At 71.2% G+C, this 21,929-nt stretch carries 21 protein-coding genes; 14 read left to right on the top strand and 7 right to left on the bottom strand.

Annotation, left to right across the window (positions count from 1 at the left end; all coding sequences use genetic code 11):
- Positions 1 to 23: 23 nt before the first annotated feature.
- A complete protein-coding gene (locus ACFSKW_RS07240) occupies positions 24 to 497 on the top strand; it encodes a hypothetical protein (protein ID WP_379570467.1) in 474 nt (157 codons plus the stop codon).
- Here the strand turns inward: ACFSKW_RS07240 and ACFSKW_RS07235 are convergent.
- Positions 451 to 1,884: a DHA2 family efflux MFS transporter permease subunit gene (locus tag ACFSKW_RS07235; RefSeq protein WP_379570465.1), complete on the bottom strand. Its 1,434-nt coding sequence runs from the start codon at positions 1,882 to 1,884 to the stop codon at positions 451 to 453. The two genes, ACFSKW_RS07240 and ACFSKW_RS07235, sit on opposite strands and share 47 nt — an antisense overlap.
- Before the next feature lie 79 nt (positions 1,885 to 1,963).
- Here ACFSKW_RS07235 and ACFSKW_RS07230 point away from each other — a divergent pair, with 79 nt between their 5' ends.
- Positions 1,964 to 2,533 carry a TetR/AcrR family transcriptional regulator gene (locus tag ACFSKW_RS07230; RefSeq protein ID WP_379570463.1) on the top strand — a complete coding sequence of 190 codons (570 nt, stop codon included), beginning with the start codon at positions 1,964 to 1,966 and terminating at the stop codon, positions 2,531 to 2,533.
- Here ACFSKW_RS07230 and ACFSKW_RS07225 read toward each other — a convergent pair.
- Positions 2,497 to 2,817 (bottom strand): hypothetical protein, encoded by a 321-nt coding sequence (locus tag ACFSKW_RS07225; RefSeq protein WP_379570461.1) that lies wholly within the window; start codon positions 2,815 to 2,817, stop codon positions 2,497 to 2,499. The two genes, ACFSKW_RS07230 and ACFSKW_RS07225, sit on opposite strands and share 37 nt — an antisense overlap.
- A 98-nt stretch (positions 2,818 to 2,915) precedes the next feature.
- Positions 2,916 to 3,176, bottom strand: coding sequence for a hypothetical protein (locus ACFSKW_RS07220; RefSeq protein ID WP_379570459.1), 261 nt, complete (start codon positions 3,174 to 3,176; stop codon positions 2,916 to 2,918).
- A 397-nt stretch (positions 3,177 to 3,573) separates the two neighbouring features.
- On the opposite strand from ACFSKW_RS07220, the gene ACFSKW_RS07215 reads away from it, so the two are divergent.
- Positions 3,574 to 3,750: a hypothetical protein gene (locus tag ACFSKW_RS07215; protein ID WP_379570457.1), complete on the top strand. Its 177-nt coding sequence runs from the start codon at positions 3,574 to 3,576 to the stop codon at positions 3,748 to 3,750.
- Between the two features lie 207 nt (positions 3,751 to 3,957).
- The gene (locus tag ACFSKW_RS07210) at positions 3,958 to 4,554 is read left to right on the top strand and encodes a DUF1062 domain-containing protein (RefSeq protein WP_379570455.1); all 597 of its coding nucleotides are present in this window, start codon (positions 3,958 to 3,960) and stop codon (positions 4,552 to 4,554) included.
- 194 nt (positions 4,555 to 4,748) lie between these two features.
- Here the strand turns inward: ACFSKW_RS07210 and ACFSKW_RS07205 are convergent, their stop codons facing one another.
- Entirely contained in the window at positions 4,749 to 5,714 is a 966-nt protein-coding gene (locus tag ACFSKW_RS07205) for a TetR/AcrR family transcriptional regulator C-terminal domain-containing protein (protein WP_379570453.1), read from the bottom strand.
- A gap of 88 nt (positions 5,715 to 5,802) precedes the next feature.
- On the opposite strand from ACFSKW_RS07205, the gene ACFSKW_RS07200 reads away from it, so the two are divergent.
- From ACFSKW_RS07200 to ACFSKW_RS07180, 5 genes are all read left to right on the top strand, one after another.
- Entirely contained in the window at positions 5,803 to 6,747 is a 945-nt protein-coding gene (locus tag ACFSKW_RS07200; protein WP_379570452.1) for an ATP-binding cassette domain-containing protein, read from the top strand.
- Positions 6,744 to 7,562, top strand: coding sequence for an ABC transporter permease (locus tag ACFSKW_RS07195; protein WP_379570450.1), 819 nt, complete (start codon positions 6,744 to 6,746; stop codon positions 7,560 to 7,562). The genes ACFSKW_RS07200 and ACFSKW_RS07195 overlap by 4 nt, the downstream gene beginning before the upstream one ends.
- Positions 7,559 to 8,110 carry a DUF1707 SHOCT-like domain-containing protein gene (locus ACFSKW_RS07190; RefSeq protein ID WP_379570448.1) on the top strand — a complete coding sequence of 184 codons (552 nt, stop codon included), beginning with the start codon at positions 7,559 to 7,561 and terminating at the stop codon, positions 8,108 to 8,110. Before ACFSKW_RS07195 ends, ACFSKW_RS07190 begins: the two co-directional genes overlap by 4 nt.
- Before the next feature lie 279 nt (positions 8,111 to 8,389).
- The gene (locus ACFSKW_RS07185) at positions 8,390 to 9,220 is read left to right on the top strand and encodes a S1 family peptidase (RefSeq protein ID WP_379570446.1); all 831 of its coding nucleotides are present in this window, start codon (positions 8,390 to 8,392) and stop codon (positions 9,218 to 9,220) included.
- Positions 9,221 to 9,225: 5 nt separating this feature from the next.
- The gene (locus ACFSKW_RS07180; protein ID WP_379570444.1) at positions 9,226 to 9,423 is read left to right on the top strand and encodes a thiamine pyrophosphate-dependent enzyme; all 198 of its coding nucleotides are present in this window, start codon (positions 9,226 to 9,228) and stop codon (positions 9,421 to 9,423) included.
- A gap of 143 nt (positions 9,424 to 9,566) precedes the next feature.
- On the opposite strand, the gene ACFSKW_RS07175 is transcribed toward ACFSKW_RS07180, so the two are convergent.
- The 3 genes from ACFSKW_RS07175 to ACFSKW_RS07165 form a co-directional block, all read right to left on the bottom strand.
- A complete protein-coding gene (locus ACFSKW_RS07175) occupies positions 9,567 to 11,426 on the bottom strand; it encodes an alpha/beta hydrolase (RefSeq protein WP_379570442.1) in 1,860 nt (619 codons plus the stop codon).
- A gap of 204 nt (positions 11,427 to 11,630) precedes the next feature.
- Positions 11,631 to 12,293 carry an SGNH/GDSL hydrolase family protein gene (locus ACFSKW_RS07170; RefSeq protein WP_379570440.1) on the bottom strand — a complete coding sequence of 221 codons (663 nt, stop codon included), beginning with the start codon at positions 12,291 to 12,293 and terminating at the stop codon, positions 11,631 to 11,633.
- Between the two features lie 70 nt (positions 12,294 to 12,363).
- The gene (locus tag ACFSKW_RS07165; protein ID WP_379570438.1) at positions 12,364 to 13,872 is read right to left on the bottom strand and encodes an FAD-dependent monooxygenase; all 1,509 of its coding nucleotides are present in this window, start codon (positions 13,870 to 13,872) and stop codon (positions 12,364 to 12,366) included.
- Between the two features lie 268 nt (positions 13,873 to 14,140).
- Here ACFSKW_RS07165 and ACFSKW_RS07160 point away from each other — a divergent pair, with 268 nt between their 5' ends.
- From ACFSKW_RS07160 to ACFSKW_RS07140, 5 genes are all read left to right on the top strand, one after another.
- On the top strand, positions 14,141 to 17,398 hold the full coding sequence (locus tag ACFSKW_RS07160; RefSeq protein ID WP_379570436.1) for a BTAD domain-containing putative transcriptional regulator: 3,258 nt from the start codon (positions 14,141 to 14,143) through the stop codon (positions 17,396 to 17,398).
- A 424-nt stretch (positions 17,399 to 17,822) separates the two neighbouring features.
- Positions 17,823 to 18,305, top strand: a complete 483-nt coding sequence (locus tag ACFSKW_RS07155; protein WP_379570434.1) for a hypothetical protein — start codon at positions 17,823 to 17,825, stop codon at positions 18,303 to 18,305.
- Positions 18,293 to 19,063 carry a helix-turn-helix transcriptional regulator gene (locus ACFSKW_RS07150; protein WP_379570432.1) on the top strand — a complete coding sequence of 257 codons (771 nt, stop codon included), beginning with the start codon at positions 18,293 to 18,295 and terminating at the stop codon, positions 19,061 to 19,063. The genes ACFSKW_RS07155 and ACFSKW_RS07150 overlap by 13 nt, the downstream gene beginning before the upstream one ends.
- A gap of 125 nt (positions 19,064 to 19,188) precedes the next feature.
- Positions 19,189 to 20,094, top strand: coding sequence for a sterol desaturase family protein (locus tag ACFSKW_RS07145; protein ID WP_379570430.1), 906 nt, complete (start codon positions 19,189 to 19,191; stop codon positions 20,092 to 20,094).
- A 443-nt stretch (positions 20,095 to 20,537) separates the two neighbouring features.
- On the top strand, positions 20,538 to 21,860 hold the full coding sequence (locus ACFSKW_RS07140) for a tetratricopeptide repeat protein (RefSeq protein WP_379570428.1): 1,323 nt from the start codon (positions 20,538 to 20,540) through the stop codon (positions 21,858 to 21,860).
- Positions 21,861 to 21,929: the final 69 nt, after the last annotated feature.

The raw sequence follows: 21,929 nt of genomic DNA, 5'->3' as shown, positions 1-21,929 counted from the left end.
TCGCCCATCAGGCATCACCCCGATTGGTCCCTGAGGCACTGCGCGTCGTTGACGCCTCAACCCTGACCCCGACACCCGATCACAAGACCGGCGTACTGCCGAAGATCTGTCGCCCGCACACCATCACCCTGCACCCCGCCGACCTCGGGCACCTCGACAAGTTCCGCCAGGACGTGACCTATCTCAGCCCCGCCTGGGCGGGGGTGCTCAAAGCTGCTCGTGCCATGACAGAGGGGTTGAACGGCCGTCTCAAGGGCCACGACCTCGACCTGAGCGACCCGAAGATACGCGGTACGGCGATAGCGGGTAGCGGGCACGGAAGGCCTCGGCGTCCGGGGCCGCGGCGGGCCGGGGCGCTGCTCGAGGTGGCAGACTCCGACGACCCGTCGCTGCGGGTGTTCTTCGGCACCGAAGGGCTGCGGATGACCCAGCAGACCTACGCCGAGCGGCTCAGGACCTGGGCCGACTGGGAGGAGCTGTCAGCGGCGGCTCACTGACTGCTTGGCCTGCTGACTGTTCGGCCCGGACGTCCCTCGGCGTCCGGGCCGCGGTCAGCCACAGGCCGGTGAATACGGCGCAGGCCATCGTCACGGCACCCGCCGCGAGGAAGGCGCTGTTGAGGCCGGACTCGAAGGAGGCGCCGCCGGACTCCCGCGTGTGGACGATCGCCCCGAGCACCGCCACGCCGAGCACCGCGCCGATCTGCCGGGTGGTGCTGCTGACGCCCGAGGCGAGGCCGCCCTCCTGCGGGCTGACCGCCTGGATGGCGGCCCCGGTCAGCGGCGACATGGTGAGGGCGAACCCGATGCCGACGACCGTCAGCCGCCACCACACGTTGCCGTAGCCGGTATCGGCGTGGACGAAGCCCAGCGCCAGCAGCCCCAGCCCGGCCAGCGCCAGGCCGATGCTGACGACGACGCGGAAGCCGTACCTGGCCGCGAACCGGCCCGCGTACGGGCTGACGATCACCATGGCCAGCGAGACGGGCAGGGTCCGCAGCCCGGCGACCAGGATCGAAGTGCCCTGGACGTAGACGAAGAACTGGGAGAAGAAGAACGACGACCCCATCAGCGCGAACCCGACCACGACCATCGCCGTGTTGGACACCGTGAACAGCCGCTGACGGAACAGCCGGAGCGGCAGCATCGGCGTCGACACACGACCCTCGACCACGACGAACGCGGCCAGGAGCACCAGCCCGGCGGCGAAGCTGCCCAGGATCACCGGCGAGGTCCAGCCTCGGGAACCGCCCTCGATCAGGCCGTAGGTCACAGCGCCCACGCCCGCGACGGACAGGACTGTGCCGGGGACGTCGATCGGCGGCGCGCTCGGGTTGCGGGACTCCCCCAGCACGCGCAGCCCGGCCAGCAGCAGGACCGCCCCGATGGGCACGTTGACCAGGAAGATGGCGGGCCAGCCGAAGGCCTCCACCAGGATCCCGCCCGCCAGCGGTCCGGCGGCCAGGCCGATGCCGCTGAACCCGGCCCACAACCCGATCGCTCTGACGCGCTCCCTCGGGGCGGGATACGCGGCGGCGAGCAGCGCTAGCGAGGCGGGGCTCAGCGCCGCGGCCCCGACGCCCTGCAGCACCCGCCCGGCGATCAGCCAGCCGATCGAGGGCGCGAGCGAGCACACCACCGACGCGGCCGTGAACACCACCACCCCGGCCAGGAACACCCGCCTGCGGCCGAACCGGTCGGCGAAGACGCCGCCCGACAGCAGCAGCATGGCCACCAGCAGCACGTAGGCGTCGACGATCCACTGCAGGCCGGTCAGCCCGGTGTGGAGTCGCTGCTGCATGTCGGGCAGGGCGGCGCCGACGATCGTGTTGTCGAGCAGCACCATGAACTGACCTGCGCAGGCCAGAGCGAGCAACGCTTTCACGCAAATCCCTCCTAAAAGCAGTTAATGACTGCATTAAGGGAGACTCTAACGCAAGTCTCGACTGCGTTAAGGTGGGGGTATGGATGAGCAGGGGCGGGCCAGGCGGCCCGGCGGGCGCAGCGCCCGGGTCCGCGCGGCGGTGCACCAGGCCGTTACCGACCTGGTCAGCGAGCGCGGCTACGGGAACTTCACCGTCGGCGAGGTCGCGGCCCGCGCGGGCGTGGCCGACACCAGCCTCTACCGCCGGTGGGGCAACCTCGAAGCCCTGCTCAGCGATGTGCTGCTGACCCGGCTCAACGCGCAGGCGCCGATGCCTGACACCGGGAGCCTGGTCGGCGACCTGCGCACCTACGCCGCCAACGTGGCCCGCGAGGTCACCGGACCCGACGGCCTGGCGGTGGTGCGGCTGAGCATCGCGCTGTCAGGCGAGGGTCAGCAGGGTCTTCAGGCGCGCGACGAGTTCCTGGCCGACCGCGCCAGGCAGTTGCAGGCCATGCTCGACCGCGCCCGCGACCGCGGCGAGGACCCGCCCGACGCGCTGGGGGTGCTGGACCATCTCCTGGCGCCGATCTACATGCGCGTCCTGTTCGGCGCGGGCCCGCTCACCCCTGACTACCTCGACGGGTTGGTCGACCGGTTGCTCGCCTGATCCAGTCCGGCGCGGGCGCGTGACTGCTCTGCGCGGTTGCCCACCTTGAGGACCGCCTGGTCAAACAGCGCGATGACCTCGTCCAGTTGGTCCACCGCCGACTGGGCGACCACCGCCAGCAGGATCGGGAACCGGCGCTCGCCGCGCCGCTGAAGCGCCTGCACCGTTGAACGGCAGCCCACCGTGGCCAGGAACCGGCGCCGCTCACGCGGCAGCATCGACGAGTCCAGCAGATGTGCGTCCATGGCGCGCAAGAACAGCAGGTTCTCGATCGCCAGCTTCACCGCGGACGCGGTCACCTTTGCGGGCCGTTGTGTCCAGCTGGGGCTGGAGTCCCTGCTCCCCCAACTGGCCATGAGTGAGAACGGGGCCGGGTGAGGGGTTACCAGCTCTCGCGGGCGAGCGTCTCCCGCGCGCGTGCCATCAGCTCCGTCCTCTCGACACCGGCCAGGGCGAGCGCGCGAGGTACGGCGGTGCCGATCTCGGTGTCCAGGACGCCGAGCAGCAGATGCGCGGGACGCAGGTCCTTCTTGCCGGTGGAGGCGGCGAAGCCGCGTTCGAGCGCGAGCCGGGCCGAGGTGCCGATCTTCGGCGGGTCGGGGGCGGGGCTCGGCCTCGGGAGGTCGAAGGCGGCGAGGTTCACTCCGACCGCGGGCGGCGGGCCTGCTCTCGTCGGGACACGTCGCCCGGCCCGTTTCCCCGCTGGTGGGCAACCATCTGTCATCGCCACCGTAGGGCGTCCCCCTCCGCTGTTCTGCGGACAAATGCACATACTGGCGAAGCGGTGAGCAGACCCTCGGGCGACGTGCTGCGAAAGAACGACTATCTCCAGCGTCAACCACGTCCGGAAGACCGCAATGACAGTTTCACTGACCTGGGAGAACCCACGCAGGGAATCGGGTTCCAGCGTGGCCGCACGCCGCGAGAAAGCCCTGCAGCGGATCAGTTAGGGCCGGTCAACGGGCCGGGCAAGGCTGTCCTGCCGGTGCCTGAACGCGCTCAGCCCTGTCGGCGTCCGCATCGACCTGGACCCGCGGGACGTGCTGGAGCGGATGCGCCTGGTCATCTACGCCTACGGCACCGGTGCCGGCATCCGGTCGGTGGCCGCCGCCCGCTCCGCCGACACCGCCCCGGCCGGCGCCGTCGCGCGGCCATCCCTGTCGCCGCTGATCGGCAGGAGACAAATTCGCTTGTGGCGCCGGCTGATGAACCAATAATGTGCGGCAGCACTATCGGATTCGTCGTGGGGACTGTCGCGTGACGCCGCCTGCTCTCGCTGCCTGACATCTTCTTCTGCGCTTGCTCACCGACCTCGTGGTCGGTCTCGCCGGGCTGCTCCGAATCACTGAGTCGCCCTGGCTGCTCAGCGTTTTGTGTCAGGTCTTAGAGAGATCATGTCTTCACAATCCCATAGAGATCATTTCGTGCTGCCCTGGACCGTGCGCAGGACTCGGCTGCCGCTGCTCGCCATGCGTTGCCTGGACTGCCAGGCGAAGGCGGCCACCGTCGGCGAGGGCAGGTTCCGGATCAACGCCAACGGCAAGCTGCTTGATGTGTGGCTGCTCGTCCGTTGTGTCCGCTGTGATCGGACCTCGAAGATCACAGTCCATGAGCGGGTGCCGGTCCGATCGCTGGATCCGGCCAGGCTCTGCGCCTTCGAGAACAACGATCAGACGCTCGTCGCTCACGCGCTCCTGGACCCCGCGGTCGCACGGCGCAACCGGTTCACCCTCGAGTGGCGTGGCGCGTGGCAGCTGGAGTCATCGGCCGTCGAGGCGGCTTGGCCGTACCGGGTAGACGTCAGTTTCCTCGATCCCGTGCCCGTCCGCCCGGAGCTGCTGATCGCGCAGGGGCTCGGGATCAGCAGGGCCGAGGTCGAGCGCCGGATCAAGTGCGAGCTCCCCCTCAACCGCACAACAAGCACGGGTTTCTCGTTCGTCGTCATGCCCGCTGTATACGGGCATGACGAACATCCGACCGAGAAGTCCCGGTTGCGGGGTGGCCTCGACGAGGCCACGTGATCCATGTGTGATCAATCCACGCTGGGCCTCCCGCCATGCCGGCGGGAGGCCTTCCCGTGTCGGCAGGAGAGAGAGTGGAGGCTCGTCCCGCGACGAGGCGGGTCCGTGACGCCGAGGAACGGACTCTCGTCGGCGAGCAGGCGGGACGTCTGCCATCACGCAGCCCTCCGCCAGGCACAGCCTGGCCTGGGAGATCAACCCTTTCTTCGAGTGCGGTAGGCGCTTTGTCGGCATGCCCGTGAGCAGTATTGGCGGGGCCGTCCGGTGGCGGTTTCGGGGATGGCCTTGCCGCACACAGTGCAGCCGGGGGCCCGTGTGAGATCGTCCAGACTTTCGTCACGGTCGGCCGCCGTGACGTGGGTTTCGTCACAAGAGGCGTTGGGCCGGTCGGGCTGCGCTTCCTGGGGGCGGTCGCGCAAGATGACCTCTGCCGCAGGCTCGGCCGTTGACGGGAGGGCCGCGGCGATGCAGTCGAGGACGCGCTGGAGCCCGTACCTGAACTGGTCGTCGCGGCTCAGGTGCGGCTGGCGCGCCTCCATCACGATCTTGGTGAAGATCGGGTACTCCCCGCTCTTCACCAGCCGGTCGACGTACGGGTAGCTCCGCGCCATCCACTCCGACTCGCTGAGCCCGCTGCGACGGAATTCCTTGGCCGAGCTGATCTCCTCGCGGACGGTGCCCTCGATGTAGCCGTTCAGCACGGCCATGAGGCCGAGGTTCTCGTCGATGGAGACGAAGGCGTCGAGCACTCCCATCAGCCGTTCGATCAAGAGCAGCTGGTTGGGGCCGAGGCTGGGCAGTGACCGCTGCACGGTGGCGATCCACGGGTGCCTCAGCCACATGGCCCGCAGCCCGTCGGCGTAGCGGGTCAGGTCGGCGCGCCAGTCGCCCGAGGGCATGCCCGTGACGTCGATCTCGCCCGTCAACCGGTCGGCCATGAGCTCGACCAGGTTGTCGCGGCTCGGGACGTACCGGTAGAGGGACATCGCGCCGGCGCCGATCTCGGCGGCGATCCGCCGCATGGTGGCGGCCTCCAGCCCTTCGGCGTCGGCGATCCGGATCGCCGCCTCGGTGATCTGCGCGCGGCTGTAGACCGGCTTCGGCCCGCGGGCGGGGCGCTCGGGTCGCATCCAGATGTTCACGTACTCGGCGTCGGTCACCGGCTCCCACCCCCCTAGTTGCGTACATAGTACTCGGTGGCTTAGCCTGGCCGCCATGACCGCGTACAACGTACCCAGTGGAGGGATCATGCCTGATCCGATCGTGGCCGCCGAGGGGCTGCACAAGTCCTTCGGCGGCACCCATGCGCTACGGGGCCTGGACCTGAGCGTCCCGAGAGGAACGGTCTGCGGCGTGCTCGGTCCGAACGGCGCAGGGAAGACGACCGCGGTGCGCATCCTGGCGACCCTGTCCGATCCCGATGCCGGGCACGCCCGCATCGCCGGATACGACGTCGTCCGCGAGGCCGGCAAAGTGCGCGAGCAGATCGGGCTCGCGGGCCAGTACGCCGCCGTGGACGAGAAACTCACCGGCCGTGGCAACCTGCGCATGTTCGGGCGCCTCTACCACCTACCCCGCCGCCAGGCGCACCGGCGGGCCGACGAACTGCTGGAGCGCTTCGGCCTGATGGACGCAGCCGACCGCCCGGTTCTCGGCTACTCCGGCGGCATGCGCCGCCGACTCGACCTGATCGCCAGCCTCATCCTGCGCCCCCAGGTGCTCTTCCTGGACGAGCCGACCACCGGCCTGGACCCACGCAGCCGCAGCGAAATCTGGGACAGCGTCCGCGAGCTGGTGGCCGATGGCACCACGGTGCTGCTCACCACGCAGTACCTGGACGAGGCCGACCACCTGGCCGACGACATCGCCGTCATCGACCACGGGCAGGTGATCGCCACCGGCACGCCCGACGAGCTGAAGGCCACGATCGGGGACCGCCTCGACGTCACCCTCGAAGACCCCGCCGAACTGCCTGCGGCGATGACCGTCCTGAACACCCTCGCCGGCACCGATCCCACGCCGACGGGCGCCGACGGGCTCAGCGTCGTCCTGCCCGTCGGCGGCCTCCGGCTCGCCGACATCGTGCGCGAGCTTGACCACGCAGGAGTCGCCGCCGCCGACGTGCGGCTGCGCCGCCCCACCCTCGACGAGGTGTTCCTGCGCCTCACCGACCGCAAGGAGCCCGTCCGATGAACGACCTCACCTCACCACTGCGTCGCCTGGGCTGGACGCTCACCGACGGGCTGACCCTGGTCGGCCGCGAGTTGGGACGGCTGCGGCAAGAACCTGGGCAGATCGTCGCCGCGCTGGTCTTCCCGGCCGTCATGGTGGTGCTGTTCGGGTACGTCTTCGGCAGCGCGATCCAGGTGCCGGACGGCGGCGACTACCGCGAGTACCTCATGCCAGGCCTGTTCGCGATGGTGACCTTCTCCGCGTGGTTGGGGGTCATGACGCGGATGGCCACCGACGCCTCCCGCGGTGTGATGGACCGGTTCCGCTCCATGCCGATGGCGCGCTTGGCGGTGCCGTTCGGGCAGACCGGCGCCGACCTGCTGACCGGCTTGCTGATGCTGGCCATCATGGTGGGCGCGGGCCTGCTGGTGGGCTGGCAGCCGCACCGCGGCCTGATCCCCACGGCCCAGGCGTTCCTGCTGATGATCGTGCTGCGGTACGCGCTGAGCTGGGTGGGCGTCTATGTGGGCCTGGCGGTGAAGAACGACCAGGTCGCCGACGCGATGGTGCCACTGGGCCTGCCGTTCACGATGCTGTCGAACGCGTTCGTCCCTACCGACGGCATGCCGGGCTGGCTGCGCTTCCTGGCCGACTGGAACCCGGTGAGCGCGCTCACCGCCGCCTCACGGGAGCTGTTCGGCAACCCGGGCGCCCCGTCCGGAGACGTGGCCTGGCCGCTCGCGCACCCGGTCGCCACCGTCGTGCTCTGGTCGGCCGCACTGCTGGTCGTGTTCGTCCCGCTGTCGATCCGCGCCTACATGCGCAGGGGACGGTGAACGCCCAGGCCGGCGGGCCTGAAAACCCGCCGCCACTGGTCAGCGAACACGACCGCGACACGGCCGTGACGCGCCTGCAGGAGGCATACGCCGAAGGGCGCATCTCACACGAGGCGATGGACCAACGCCTCCACCAGGCGCTCACCGCCAAGTCGCACAGCGACCTCGTGCGGGCTCTGGCCTCCCTTCCGGTCGAGAACGCGGGCACCACGTCCACGATCGCCGCCGCCGGCGGACGAATCCGGCGGCGCGGTGCATGGCGGGTACCACGGATCCTCAAGATCGAATCCGCGCTCGGACGGGTGCACCTGGACCTGTCCCGGGCGGTCATCGAGCACCCGGTCATCGACATCGAGGTGCAACTCGGCACCGGCAGGGCCAGCATCACGGTGCCTCGCGACGCCATCGTCGACATCGAGCATCTGCGCACCGGATGGAAGGACACGCGCTACAAGCCCCGGCGGCGCCCCCACCCCGGCGGGCCGACGATCCGCATCTCCGGGACCATGGGAATGGGACGGCTGAGGATCCGCCACGCGTGGCGTTGAGACCCCGGTGGCGAGCCGGCCCGCCACCGAAACCGGTCTCGCAGAGTACGACAGCGTCGCAAACGGCAGGCCTGCCGCGGCCGGCAATGCTGGAAAGTCACGGCACGATGTTCCACGACCTCCCACCGGCGCCTCTCGGCACATCCTGACGTCGCGATGTCTGCCCTGGTCAGGTGGGGTTATCCCTACCCCATGTCGACGTGCTGGCATGATCCCTCCAGCAAAGGCGGACATCTAGTTTCATAACGTCTCAATCTTCCACTGAAGGGTTCCTCCCTCGTGTTTGGCAAGAAGTCGTTCCGCCGCGCCATGTACCGTTCCGCCGTCGTCGCCCTGGCCGGCGCGGCCTGCCTCGCGGCGACGGCCGGCAGCGCCGGAGCGATCATCAACGGCACCAAGCCCACCGAGTCCTACGGCTTCATGGCCTCCATCCCCACCACGGCGCCTGCCCTGGGCCTCGAGGACGGCAACTGCGGTGCGGCGCTGATCAACCCCCAGTGGGTGGTCACCGCCGCGCACTGCCTCGACATGGAGATCGGCTCGATCGTGAAGGGCACCGTCCGCATCGGCAGCGACCAGCGCACCTCCGGCGGCACCGTCCGCAAGATCGCCCAAGCGATCACCCACCCCGGCTACGCCCAGGGCACGGACAAGACGCCGTACAACACCGTCGACCTCGCGCTGATCCGCCTGGACAAGCCCGTCTCCGTCAAGCCCGTCCCGATCGCCCAGCAGGCCGGCAAGCCCGGCACCCCCACCCGCATCATCGGCTTCGGCATCACCAAGTTCAGCAAGAACCCGAACGAGTGGAAGATGGCCGAGAACCTGCGCCAGTTGGAGACCCGTCGCGGCGCGATCTCCGCATGCGGGCCCGGCTACGCCTCCGGCACCCGCCTGTGCACCGTCAGCCGTAAGCACAAGGCCATGGCCTGCAACGGCGACTCCGGCGGCCCGCAGATCCAGCGCGGCCGGGGCGGTCGCTGGGAGCTCATCGGCGTCACCTCCGGCCCCGGCGCCCCGAGCCCCTCCTGCGCCGAAGGCCCCGGCCTGTACACCAACGTGACCGCCTACACCGACTGGATCAACCAGACCATCCGCGCAAACAGCTGATCGCGGTGCTGGAGGAGGCTCCCGGCGTTCCGGGTCTCGACCTGCCAGGGCTGGACATCGCCTCCGTAGCCCATGGCTTCGGAGGCCGCGCGGTCAACGTCGAGACCACCCAGGACCTGGAGCGGGAGTTCAAGGCGGCCCTGGCCACCGGTAGCACCACTGTCATCGTGGTGCCCACGCAACCCCAGAAGGCGATGTTGTAGATCGGCGGACACCTGGCCGCCGAGGCTCGCGGAGGCGTTCACCGCTGTGTCCCGCGGCCGGTCGCGGCGTACCTGACGATCCACTCGTCGAACGTCACATCAGCCCGCGTTTGGATTTTCGCCCATTGCCAATTGAGGGCGGCTCAGTGCAATTCGCGGGTCTTGAACGGCGTGCCGTCGAAAGTGCCGGACAGCACGGGCCGCTCGTGCGCGGTGAACGCCTCCCATGCCAGCTCCACCCGGTACGCCCGCCCGTCCGGGGAACCGGGTGCCAGGACGCTGAGCGAGGCCGTGGCTCTGCCCTCCGGCGTGAGCGCGATCTGCCCGCTCACCGCCACCCCGGGCACGAAGGCGGCCTCGTCCAGCGTGACGGACCCGTCCCCGAAGGCGACGCGACCGCCCCGCAAACCCGGCTGGTCCGTCAACCGGCCGTGGAAGAGGCTGTAGGGGTTGCGGCGGGCGACCGCGTCGGCGGCGGTGGCGAAGGCGGCCGCGAGCACCCGCCGCCGCCCTGCGTCCAGCCCTGCGGCGGGCACCGGCGCGACCTCGTCCAGCGACCGGGGGAACGCCCCGAGCGCGCGATAGTTCTCCGCGGTGCACCGCGCCTGGGGCACCCGATGAGCGGTCACGAACGACCGCAACGCGGCGCGCACGCATTCGCCGGCCTCGCCGACTCCCCAGGCGAGGCTGTGCGTGCCGAAGGGGACCCGCACGAACGTCGCATCGGGGAAGACCCGCATCGCAGCGCTCACTTCCGCGGGTGTGTGCGTGTCGAAGTCGCCGCCGACCACCATGACCGGCACGTCGGGCAGGTCCGCGCCTGGTGACAGCACTGGACTGTGCCGCGGTGTCGGCCAGTTCACGCAGAATTCCACGCTCGTGCGCACGTCCAGCCCCAGGTCGGCAGGCGTGTACGGCGCCAGCGGCCGCTCGCGCAGGTAGTACCGCTCGAGCTGGTCCAGCCGTTCGGCAGGGTCCGCGTCCCGGTCGAAGGAGAAGCTGCCGTCGCCGCACCGGTAGGCCAGGTACCCGGCCCACTCCGCGCCCTCGATCGGCTGGCTGGGAGCGCCGGCCAGCACGCGGGCCAGCCGCCGCAGCGGCTCGGGATCACCGGCGAGGTACGAGGTGGCGGCGGCGTTCACCTCCCGGCCGAACACCGGCTCGTTCACCCTCGCCACGCTCCAGAGCGCGACGAGGGGCACCTCGGGGTCGGGACGCTCGCGCAGATGAGCCACCAGCCGCGCGTAGGTGCGGCGCGCGTCACCCGGCAGCGCGCGGCAGGCCCGGGACCGGTCGCAGACGAGGTCGAGCAGGTCGGGGCGGAACCGCATCGGCCACAGTGCGTACCCGTCCGTCGAGGTGACCATTGTGCTGTCCAGGAACGCCGCGGCCAGACCGTCCGGGTGGCGGGCGGCGTACGCCTGGGCGTAGGCGGTGCCGTACGAGTTGCCGTAGAAGGTGACCGGGCCCGCGCCGAGAGCCCGGCGTACCGCCTCCATGTCGTGCACCGCCTGGTCGGCCGTGAAGAAGCGGGTGCGCGAACCGAGACGAGCTGAGCAGGCCGCGATCGTGTCCGGCTCGGTGAGCTTCAGACCCGGGCAGAGCAGCGGGGAGGACTTGCCCAGCCCGCGCGGATCGACGACGAGGAGGTTCTGGTGGTCGAGCACGGGGCCGAGCACCTGCTGGAGGTGCGGCAGGTCGGGCAGGGCGGGCAGGGGGCCGCCGGGGTTGGCGAGGATCGTGCCGGTCGCGTGTTCGGCGGCCGGGATCCAGGCGAAGGCGACCTCGATGCGCTCGGAGGAGGGGTCGTCCCAGTCCAGTGGCACCGCCAGCGTGCCGTCGCACCGGGCCACGGCCTGGGCGCACTCATGCGGTTCCTCCAGTAAGGATCGGGTCTGAACGCTTTCCGGCGAAGATCGGCTCTGGGCGGGCGCGGCGGCGGGCAGGAGCGTCGCGGACAGGGCGAGACTCGCGACCACGCCTGTGAGAGTGGTGAAGATCATGTCTCTACTCTCGCCCGCGAAATCCGGCGGATCTTCCGGCGGAGGGAGGAATTCGCCCTGGGAGCAGGGTCCTGCTCTGCCAGTGTTCTCCGGCCGGGTGAGCAGGTCGCGGGCGTGCCGGATCTGCTCGGGGGTCATCGCCGGCGAGCGCCCCCAGGCGCCGGCCGCGGTCGAGCGGCCGGCGCCTGGGATCGCGAGGCATGGTCACGCGACCAGGCGCAACCAGGCTGCCGCGAGTGCGGCGTGGCCGGCCGGCGTCGGGTGCACGCCGTCCGCAGCCCAGTACTCCGGTCCGGTCGTCGCGGCGAGCTCGGCGAACATGCCGTCGGCGGCGAGCAGGTGCGCGCCGTACTTGAGGGCGAGCTCGCGCACGACCTGGATCTTCGGGTCCAGGTCGGCGCGCCACTTCTTCCGGTCCTCTACGCCGAGGTGCGCGTCGCCGACCTCGACACGGCCGCGAATCGGAAGGAGGAACGGCTCGATGAGGATCAGGTCGGCGCCGGCCTCGGCGAGGGGCGCGAGCAGGCGGTCGTAACCTGCCGCGTAGTCCTCCGCGGGGATCACGTAGCCGTCCGGGGCGTACGTGTGCCAGCCGACGTCATTGACGCCGACGAGGATCGACACCACGTCGGGGCGCGCGTCGAGCACGTCCGCCTGCCATCGGGATTCGAGGTCCATCACCTTGTCTCCCGCGATGCCGGAGTTCAGCCAGGTCACGGACCGGTCCGGGTGCCGGAGTCCCCACTCGCCCGCGATGCGCAGCGGGTAGCCGAAGCCGAGGCCCTGTTCGCTCTCCAGCCGTTGGCAGTCGGTGATCGAATCGCCGGTGAACATCACGGTGCTTCCCGGTCGGAGTGTGATCGTCATGTGCGCTCCTCAAACTCGCTCAAATGGTGTCAACGTTGCCCATGGCAGCGATGGGTGGTGGGTAGCTGCTTCAGCTGGCCGGACTGCCGAACCAACGGCGGGCGGCCTGCTCGAACGCTTCACGATCAGGGACGCGATCACCTGCCCAGGCGACCATGCCGTCAGGCCGGACAAGCACGGCACCCAGTCCGAGGTCGTTTCTCGCCGGCCCGGCTGCGTACCGCATCCGCCCCTCCCAGCTCATCGCTGAGCGGTGGAGGCGTCGGCCGCTGCTGAAATCGAGCGCGACGCCTCGTCCGTCCTGCATCAGTTCGCCGAGGCGAGTGCCGTCCTCAAGACGAAGGTCCGGGGCGTTACGGCCGACCAGCGGCTGCTCGCTGCCGAGGTCATAGCGGATCGACGATCCCGACATCTTGTCGAACACGTAGGTCGTTGCGTCACGGGTTCCGATCAGGTCGCGGATCACTCCCTGGATCGCCTGGGCATGCGGGTCCGGTCTCATGGCCACCGCCTGGGCGCGCGTCCAGTCGAGCACCCATGCGCCGATCGGATGGCGCTCGCGGGTGTAGGTGTCGACAAGCCCGTCCGGCGCGTAGCCGTGCACGGTCGCCGCGAGCTTCCATCCCAGGTTCATGGCGTCGCCGATGCCGAGGTTGAGTCCCTGTGCTCCGAGGGGAGAGTGGATGTGAGCGGCGTCGCCCGCGAGCAGGACGCGGCCCTGCCGATAGGTCGTCGTCTGCATCGCCCGATCGGTGAAGCTCGAGGCGAGATGGACGTCGCTCAGCGTCACGTCGGTGCCGGACACACGGCGCAGAACCGCCTGGAGATGGTCGCGGGTCGGCCGCTGCGAGCGATCGAACGCGCCGCCGTCGAACTCCATCATGCCGATGTGCCCTGGCGCGGGCATCTGGAGGTACATCCCTGTCGGCGTCAGATTGAACCCGGGGCGCAGCTTGCCGGGTTCGGCGATGGTGGAGAGCACGACGTAGCCGGTGAACTGCGGCTCGGTGCCGACGAAGTCGAAGCCCGCGAGCCTACGCACCGCGCTGCGTCCGCCATCGCAGCCGACGAGCCAGCGCGCCGCGTACTCGTGCTCGCCGGCTCGCGCGACCACCGTCTCATCGTCCTGCGCGATGGCTGAGACCGTGACACCGCGCCTGACCTCCACGCCGAGCATGGATGCCCGCTCGGACAGCACCGTCTCGACGGCTTCGAGGTTCGTCATCACGCCCTCCATTGCCGGGCTGGGAAGCCGGAACGGCAGGGCGGCGACGTCGACCTTGGCCGGATCGAGCATCATGCCGGCGAAGTGGCCCACGCCACGAGGAGGTGACGGCTCGTCCGCGTCGGGGTTCGCGCCCGGATCGTCGTCGACGCCCGACGCCTTCAACAGCGGGTGCAGCATCCCGCGGCGGTAGAACGCCTCGACCGACGCGGCGGACAGGCCCCGCATCCCGAGCGGGTCCGCCTTCCATGGGGAGCGGGGCTCCGGCTCCCGCTCAAGCACCAGGACAGAGCAGCCTGCGAGGCCAAGCTCGCAGGCCAGGAACAGACCAACCGGGCCGGCGCCCACGATCACTACGTCATGCACGAGAACTCCCCTTCCGAATCTCGCTCTTCAGGCATGCAAAGACTGAAGCGGGCCGCTCACACGGGGCGCACACGGCGCTGACAGGGGCGCACATGGCGCTGACACTCCCGTCCTGCGACGCGTCAGCGCTGCGTTCGAGCACCCGGCGTGCTTCGCCTGGTGGCGTGACGGGGAGGGCGACAGGGCCCGTGAGCAAAGGGAGCCAGAGCCCTGTCATGATTTGGGGACTCGAGAGTGCGTGCGCGAAGATCGGGAGATGGACGGGGATACGCGGCTTCGCGTCAGGCTGCTCGGCGCCTTCCAGGCGTCTCGCGGTGGCGCCGCGGTGCCCGTTCCTGGTGCGCGGCTGCAGGGTCTGCTCGTACGGCTGGCGCTCGCCGGCGGGCGCGCGGTCGAGCAGGGCGTCCTCGTCGACGCGATCTGGGCCGAGGACCCGCCGGCCGGCCCCGCCCACGCCCTGCAGGCCCTCGTCTCGCGGTTGCGCCGGACTCTCGGCTCGGCCGGCGACGTCACGCAGGTCGCGGGTGGCTATCGGCTGGACGTGGACGCGGCCGACGTGGACGCGCTGCGGTTCGAGCAGCTCGCCGCCGCCGGGCATGACCGCCTGCGCGCCCACGACCCGCATGCCGCGGCGGCCATGCTCGGCGAGGCCGTGGCGCTGTGGGGCGACCGTCCCGGCGCCGAGCCTACGGTCGTCGCCGCGGTGGCGCCCGCCGCGGCGACCCGGCTGGCCCACGCCTCGGTCGAGGCCGTCGGCGACCTCGCCGACGCCGAGCTGTCCCTGGACCGTGCCGACGCGGCCGCCGCCCGCCTGACCGTCCTGCTCGCCGAGCACCCCGTCCATGAGCGGGCGGCCGCGCTGCTCATGGACGCGCTCGCCGCCCAGGGGCGTCAGGCCGAGGCCCTGGCCCTGTACGAGCGGGTCCGCGAAACCCTGGCCGACGTCCTCGGCACCGACCCTGGCGACGCCCTGCGCGAGCGCCACCTGCGCCTGCTGCGCGCCGAGCGGCCCGTTCCGGCGGCCGACGCCGGGCAGCCCAGGCCGAGTAACCTGCCCGTGCCGCTGACCAGCTTCATCGGGCGCGACGACGACCTCGCCCGGATCGACACGCTGCTCTCCGCCGGGCGCCTGGTCACCGTGCTCGGTCCCGGCGGCGCCGGCAAGACCCGGCTCGCCGTCGAGGCCGCCCGCCGCCATCACCACGAGTACCACGACGGCGCCTGGCTGATCGACCTCGCCTCGGTCACCGAGCCGGCCAAGGTCGGCGCGGCCGTCCTCACTGGGATCGGGCTGCGCGGCGGCGCGACGTTCGAGGCCCGGATGCGGGTCGAGGGCGACGGGCTGGACGTACTCGTCGACCGGCTCAGCGGCCGGGAGAGCCTGCTGCTGGTCGACAACTGTGAGCACCTGATCGACGCCGTGGCCCACCTGGTCGCGGCACTGCTGTCCCGATGCGCCGGGCTGCGCGTGCTCGCCACCAGCCGCGAACCCCTCGCAGTCGACGGCGAGGCGCTGGTGCCGCTCGGCCCGCTCTCGCTGCCCGGGCCGGACGACGGCGTCGAGCAGGCCCGGCGGGCGGCGTCGGTACGCCTGTTCACCGAGCGGGCCGCGGCCGTGCGCCCGGACTTCGACGTGGACGAGACGACGCTGCCCGCGGTCCGGCGGGTGGTCCGCAGTCTGGACGGGATGCCGCTGGCGCTGGAGCTGGCCGCGGCCCGGCTGCGGACGCTGTCGCTGCCCGAGCTGGCCGACGGGCTGTCCGACCGGTTCCGGCTGCTCACCACCGGCAGCCGCACCGCGCTGCCCCGGCACCGCACGCTGCGCGCGGTCATCGCCTGGAGCTGGGAGCTGCTGAGCGAGCACGAGCGTACGGTCGCCGAACGCGTCTCGATCCTGTCCGGCGGCGTCACGCCGGCCTCGGCCGCCGCGGTCTGCGCCGGCACCGCAGTGCCGGCCGCCGAGATCCCCGAGCTGCTCGCGGGCCTGGTCGACCGGTCGCTGCTGCAGCTCGCGCCCGACCCTGGCCGCTACCGCATGCTGGAGACGCTGCGCGAGTACGGCACCGACCGCCTGGCCGAGACGGGCGACCTCGGCACCGTCCGCGACCTGGCCGCCGGCTACTTCGCCGAGCTGATGGCCCGATACGACCCGCAGCTGCGCGGGCCCGGCCAGCTGGGGGCCATACGAGTCATCAGCGCCGAGTACGACAACACGCTGGCCGCCCTGCGCCGGCGGTGCGACACCGGCGACGCCCCCGGCGCGCTCGCTCTCGCCCTGAACCTGACCTGGTACTGGCAGATGTTCGGCCGGCACTCCGACGCGGCCTACTGGCTGGGCGAGGCACTGGTGGCGCCCGGCGGCGAGCCGACGCCCGACCGCGACTGCGCCCACACGATCTACCTGATCAACCGGATCGTCACCCGGCCGGCGATGACCGCCGAGGAGGCCGCGGACGCCCAGGCGCAGATGCGCGAGCTGGCCGACCGGCTGCTCGCCTATCCGGAGCTGCCCGGCCCGTACGGCGCGCTCACCGCGCTCCCGCTCGCATTCCTCCAGGAGGAGGAGACCACGCTCGCGATCATCGAGCACCTGGCCGACGGCGACGACGTGTGGCTGTCCGGGCTTGCCCGCTTGTTCCGGGCTCAGCTCGCCGAGAACGCGGGCGAGCTCGACAAGGTGCGCACCGGCGTGGAGGCGGCCCTGGCCTGCTTCCGGCAGGTCGGCGACCGCTGGGGCCAGGCCACCGCGCTGCCGATACGCGCCCAGCTGCGGCAGTACGACGGCGACCTCGACGGCGCGCTCGCCGACCTGCGCGAGGCCCGGTCGCTGGCCGGCGAGTTCGACTCGCCCAGCCTCGGCGACGAGGTGTTCAAAGACCTGCGCTGGATCGACCTGCACCTGCGGCGCGGCGAGACCGACCTGGCGATCACGATGATCGACTCGGCCCGGGAGCGGGCGCTGCGCGCGAAATCGCCGGAGATGCTGGTCCTGGTCGACGCGTGGGAGGCCGCCCTCCGGGTGCGGCTCGGCGACCTGGAGCGGGCGCGGCACCTGCTCGACGACGCCGAACGGGGCCCGCACGGCGACACCACGTTCCCCGGCGACCACGCGCGGACGCTGGTCGGCAGCGTACGGGCCTCGCTCTGCCTGGAGACGGGTGACCTGGCCGGCGCGGAGAAGGAGCTGGAGAAGGCGTACGCGGCGGCGCTGGAGACACGGGACCTGCCGATCCTGTCGCTGGTGGCGGTGAACGCGGCCGCGCTCGCCGAGGCGCACGGGCGGCATCACGAGTCGGCCGTCCTGCTCGGCGCCGCCTCCCGGCTGCGCGGCACTCACGACCGCACCGATCGCCAGGTTCGCGAGCTCATCCAACGAGGGCGGGCCGCGCTCGGCGAGGAAGCCTTCGCCGCGGCGTACAGGAACGGTTGGGAGCTGGACGGGAGGACGGCCGTGACCGAAGTCGACCCGGCCCGGCTGCGCCGGGAACACAGGACGGCTCACCAGCCCGAGTGATCCGGCCGGGCGTGTCAAAGCGCGCCGGCAGCACGTGGCTCAGTGGGTTCGCTGTCCGCCCAGTTCGTCGCCGGTTGCACCGGCTTCGACGCCGAACGCCGGGGCCGCCACGTCGAGCAGCGTCGCTTCGGTCCGTGGGACCCAGCCGAGGAACACGGCCCCGGGGCTGGGCGTCGCCGCCGCGATCTGCGTCGTCGGGCAGCGCGAGGCGGTGCTCGTCCGGCCGGTCGTAGAGGGACCGTCGAGTCGCGCCGACGGGTACCTGCGTACTCCAGCCACGACCGCCGCGTCGCCCGTATCTGACAGGGACTGCCATCCTCCCGGTCACCTCCCCCGAGAGCATCCGCCACCCGTCGGACATCTCGCCCGAGGTACGCATCGATCGGCGCGAATCCTCTGGCCGAGGAGGCCCTATCCTCCTGCCATGGAGGCACTGGCCGTACGGCTGTCGGGACTGGATTCGCACGTCGACGGCGCGATCCGCATCGTCGCGTTCTGCGACAGGCTGATGCGCCGACGGGTGGATCTCCCCGCGCTCGCCCGGGCCTCGGCGGACCCGGCCGCGTGCGCGACCGGGATTCGGCTCCACGGCAGGGGCCGGGCGATCCGCACGGCTCCTGACGGCGGACATGCCGGCGGCCCGCCGCCACCCGCGTCCACCGCTGCGCCGATCACCCTCGATGAGGAGGCAACCGGCGCGGTGCGGCTGGACCGGCTCGTCATCGCCGCCGCGGCCGTCGTCGAGAGGTACGGCCCGGCCCGCACCACCATGGCCGGCCCCGCCCTCGTCGAGCTGGTGGAGGCGGCCGAGCCGCCGCGGCCCGGAGCGGGTGGCACGTACCCTGCCGCCGAGTCCGCGTCGCTCACACGCTCGACCAGCACTGACGGCGCACGGTGGCCGCTCTGACGGCGCACGCGGCCCCAGGGTGGCAGGGCACGACCACCCTGCGACCAGGACGACTCACCTTCACCGGCGCGGCGGGCAGCACCGGCGCGCACGCCCATGCCGCGGTGCAGATCCTCCTGGTGCACTCCGCCCAGGTGGAACTGAGCGACGCCCGCGGCAGCCGCTGCCCCGTGCAGGCCGCGATCATCCCCACCCGGGCCCGGCACGCGCTGCACGCCCACCCTGGCGCCACCGCCACCATGATCTATCTCGATCCGGCCGGCGCCGCCGCCCGGCACCTGACCACCCAGCTCGACGGCGGCGACCACGACCGCGTGGAGGGGTGGGTGGCCGCCGCGCGCTCCGCCCTGCCATCGACCGCCCTTACCGAGCAAGGATCGGGCACGCTGGCCGCACTCCTCGACGGCTGGGCCGTACCGGCGCCGGCGCGGCACCCGGTGCTGCAGGCGGCCGCGGACCTGGTGCCGCAGCTGCTGGTCGGCCCGGTCCGGCTCACGGCGCTGGCTGATGCGGTCGGCTTGTCGGCCAGCCGCCTCGGGCACCTGTTCACCGCCGAGCTGGGGCTGCCTTTTCCCGCCTACCTGCGCTGGGCGCGGCTGCGCCGCGCGGCCGAGCTGGCCCAGCGCGGTGCCAGCCTCACCCAGGCCGCACACTGCGCCGGGTTTGCTGACAGCTCCCACCTGACCCGCACTTGCCGGGAGATGTTCGGCCTGGCACCCTCGCGCCTGCTGCACGCCATCCGCCCAGGCACCGCCTGAACCCCCTGCCCATGGCGCGGTCCGCGGCCACGTTCACGGGCCGAGCTCCGGAGACCGGATTCGCGGGGCGAGGTCAGCGGATCCGTCCAAGCCCCGGGCATCCGGCGGTCGCGACGCTGGATCGCATGTACCGCACCCTGATCCGTTACGGCTACGTGCCGTTCATGCTGCTCGGCGTCAACGGCGCCGCCATCGCCTTGGCCGCCTCCGGCGCCCCCAAACTCTGGCTGATCGGCCTGCTGTCGGCCGCGATCGGCTGCTCGTTCGCCGCCGAGCGTGCCCTGCCGTACGAGCAGGAATGGAACAGCCCGGCCGGCGACGGCGGCCGAGACGTCGCCCACGCCGGTGTCAACGAGCTGCTGCTGCTCGTCAGCGTGGGGATCATCCCGCTGCTGGCCGCCTCCGTCACCGTCGCCGACCTGTGGCCGCACTCCTGGCCCTTCGTCCTGCAGGTCCTGGCCGCCATTCTGATCGCCGACCTCGGCATAACGCTGACCCACTACGCCAGCCACAAGATCGGCGTGCTGTGGCGCTTCCACGCCGTCCACCACTCCATCAAGCGCTTCTACGGCTTCAACGGACTGATGAAGCACCCTCTGCACCAGACCCTGGAGATGAGCGCCGGCGTCGCCCCGCTCATCCTCATCGGACTGCCCCTCGACGTCGCCTCGGCGCTGGCCGTCACCGTCGCCGTCCAGCTGCTGCTCCAGCACTCCAACGCCGACTACCGCGTCGGCGCCCTCAAGTACGTGCTCGCCCTCAACGAGGGCCACCGCTTCCACCACCTCAAGTGGGCCGGCATCGGCGACGTCAACTTCGGCCTGTTCACCCTGATCTGGGACCACCTGCTCGGCACCTTCTCCTACGACCCCACCCGCCGATTCACCTCCGACCAACTCGGCATGGCCGCGAAACCGAACTACCCCACCCGCTACCTGGCCCAGCTCGCCGAGCCCTTCCGCGCCACCGGCGCCTGCCACACCTCCGACACGTCCACTGACGGCGACCCCCTGAGCACGGCCCGCGCCTGACGAGTCGGGCCCTTCGGCCGCGGCGCGGGTGCGGTCCTCCGCCGAGGGTCCGCGGGCGTCGTTCGACCGGGTGGTGGTGCACGTGCTGAAGGCCGGGACTCTGCTCCCGGCCGGGTCCTGGTGCGGCGGCAAGCGGCGCACAGCATGTCTCGGTTTGTCGACGGCTGCCACCGTCGGTTGCGGCCGTGACGCGACCATGACACGGCGCGGACGAGGCGGGGACACGGCTGGCCGATAGTGGTCGGGGTCGGCCGACGGGCGAGTTGCGGAGCGCGCTGCGAAGCGATCCGGCCGCCCGCGTCAGGACGACGCTGTACGGCCCGGGTGGCCTCGGCACCACGGCGTCGCCCTCATCAAGCAGGGCGAGACGAACCGGCCGGAGGCGTTGTGCCCGTCTGACGGACAGAAAGTCACGGCGAAGGTGATCACGAAAAGGAGAAGGCGTGGCTGATGACAGGCAATGGAACCGGCGTTCGCTGCTGCGGGGCGCCGCCGTGCTGGCCGGTGCCGCCGCGGCCGTGCCGCTGCTGGGCGGCGCGGCCACCGCGCTGGCCGGCAGCGGTGACGCGGACGCGCTGTTCAAGGCCGGCAAGTTCGAGGAGGCCGGCCGCGCGTACGAGGAGATCCTCAAGAAGGACCCCAAGAACCTGCACGCGGCCCGCCAGCGCGGCTATGTAGCGCTGCTGGCCAACCGGTTCGCCGACGCCGAGAAATACCTCAAGATGGCCCTCGCCCTGGTGCCCGACGACAAGGACGCCAACCACTTCCTGGCCGACTGCTACATCCGGCAGGACAAATTCGGCCCGTCCGCACCCCACTGGAAAGCGGCCGGCGAGGACAGCTACGCCAAGTGGTTCGCGGCAGTCCGCGGCGAGGCGTATCGGGTCCACGGCGAGACCGCGCGGGTGCCATGGAAGCAGATGGACCCGATGCCGCTGGTCGAGGCCTCGGTCAACGGCGGACCGACGAAGCGCTTCACGTTCTACACCGGCGCCCCGAACCTGAGCATGCGCGCGTCGGTAGCCAAGGAGGCCGGGCTGAGCCCCGTCGCCAGTCAGAAGATCGATTTCGAGGGCGGCACCATATGGGCGTACTACGGGATACTGGACTCCTTCAAGCTGGGCGGCATCGAACTGCGCAACGTCCCGGTGGGCTGGTCGGCGACGGAGTCGGGCGAAGATGTCGACACCGACAGCGACGGCCTGATCGGCACGTGGGTCTTCTACCACTTGCTGACCACCTTCGACTACGCGGGCCGGCAACTGATCCTGCGCCGCCGCACCCCCGAAACGGCCAGGAAGGCACGCGCCGCCGCCACGCGGGCGGGCGCCGAACCCCTGCCGCTGTGGCTGGCCCGTGAGCAGTACCTGCACAGCACGGGCAGCTTCGCCGGCGTCGCCGGCTCCCGCACCGGGGTGGTGGGCGTGAACTTCGGCGGAGGCAGCGAGATCGCCGCGGGCATGCGCGGGACAACGGCCCAGCAGTTGGGGATCCGCACCGACTACGACCGCCAGATCGGGACTTTTGCCCAAAGCCACCCGGCCGTCGTCTACCCCTGCTACCCGAAGGAGATCCGCCTCGGCAACGCCGGCGCCAAGGCCGTCTACTGCTACACGAACCCAAACCAGCCGGTCAACGTGCCGTGGCCCTATGGGACAGGGTTCGACACGATGGGCTGGTTCTCCCACTGCTTCTGGAAGCCCTACAACATCACCGTCGACTTCACCGACATGAACCTCTACATCGCCCGCGGCGCGGCCGCCTGATCACCGCGACTGCACGGGCGTCACGCGAGCTGCCTGGAACTGCCGGCTCCTACGGTCGCGGGGGGGGGG

It is taken from the genome of Nonomuraea mangrovi, assembly GCF_042681425.1.
Lineage (GTDB): Bacteria > Actinomycetota > Actinomycetes > Streptosporangiales > Streptosporangiaceae > Nonomuraea > Nonomuraea mangrovi.
Note: the sequence above shows the minus strand (reverse complement) of the source record. Positions and strands in the feature narration are given on the sequence as shown.

Bases quoted from the DNA above. Each gene is read 5' to 3' on its own strand.
- ACFSKW_RS07155 (WP_379570434.1), top strand. From the start codon at position 17,823: ATGGAGGCACTGGCCGTACGGCTGTCGGGACTGGATTCGCACGTCGAC.
- ACFSKW_RS07145 (WP_379570430.1), top strand. From the start codon at position 19,189: ATGTACCGCACCCTGATCCGTTACGGCTACGTGCCGTTCATGCTGCTC.
- ACFSKW_RS07170 (WP_379570440.1), bottom strand. From the start codon at position 12,293: ATGACGATCACACTCCGACCGGGAAGCACCGTGATGTTCACCGGCGAT.
- ACFSKW_RS07200 (WP_379570452.1), top strand. From the start codon at position 5,803: ATGCCTGATCCGATCGTGGCCGCCGAGGGGCTGCACAAGTCCTTCGGC.
- ACFSKW_RS07175 (WP_379570442.1), bottom strand. From the start codon at position 11,426: ATGATCTTCACCACTCTCACAGGCGTGGTCGCGAGTCTCGCCCTGTCC.
- ACFSKW_RS07230 (WP_379570463.1), top strand. From the start codon at position 1,964: ATGGATGAGCAGGGGCGGGCCAGGCGGCCCGGCGGGCGCAGCGCCCGG.
- ACFSKW_RS07160 (WP_379570436.1), top strand. From the start codon at position 14,141: ATGGACGGGGATACGCGGCTTCGCGTCAGGCTGCTCGGCGCCTTCCAG.
- ACFSKW_RS07195 (WP_379570450.1), top strand. From the start codon at position 6,744: ATGAACGACCTCACCTCACCACTGCGTCGCCTGGGCTGGACGCTCACC.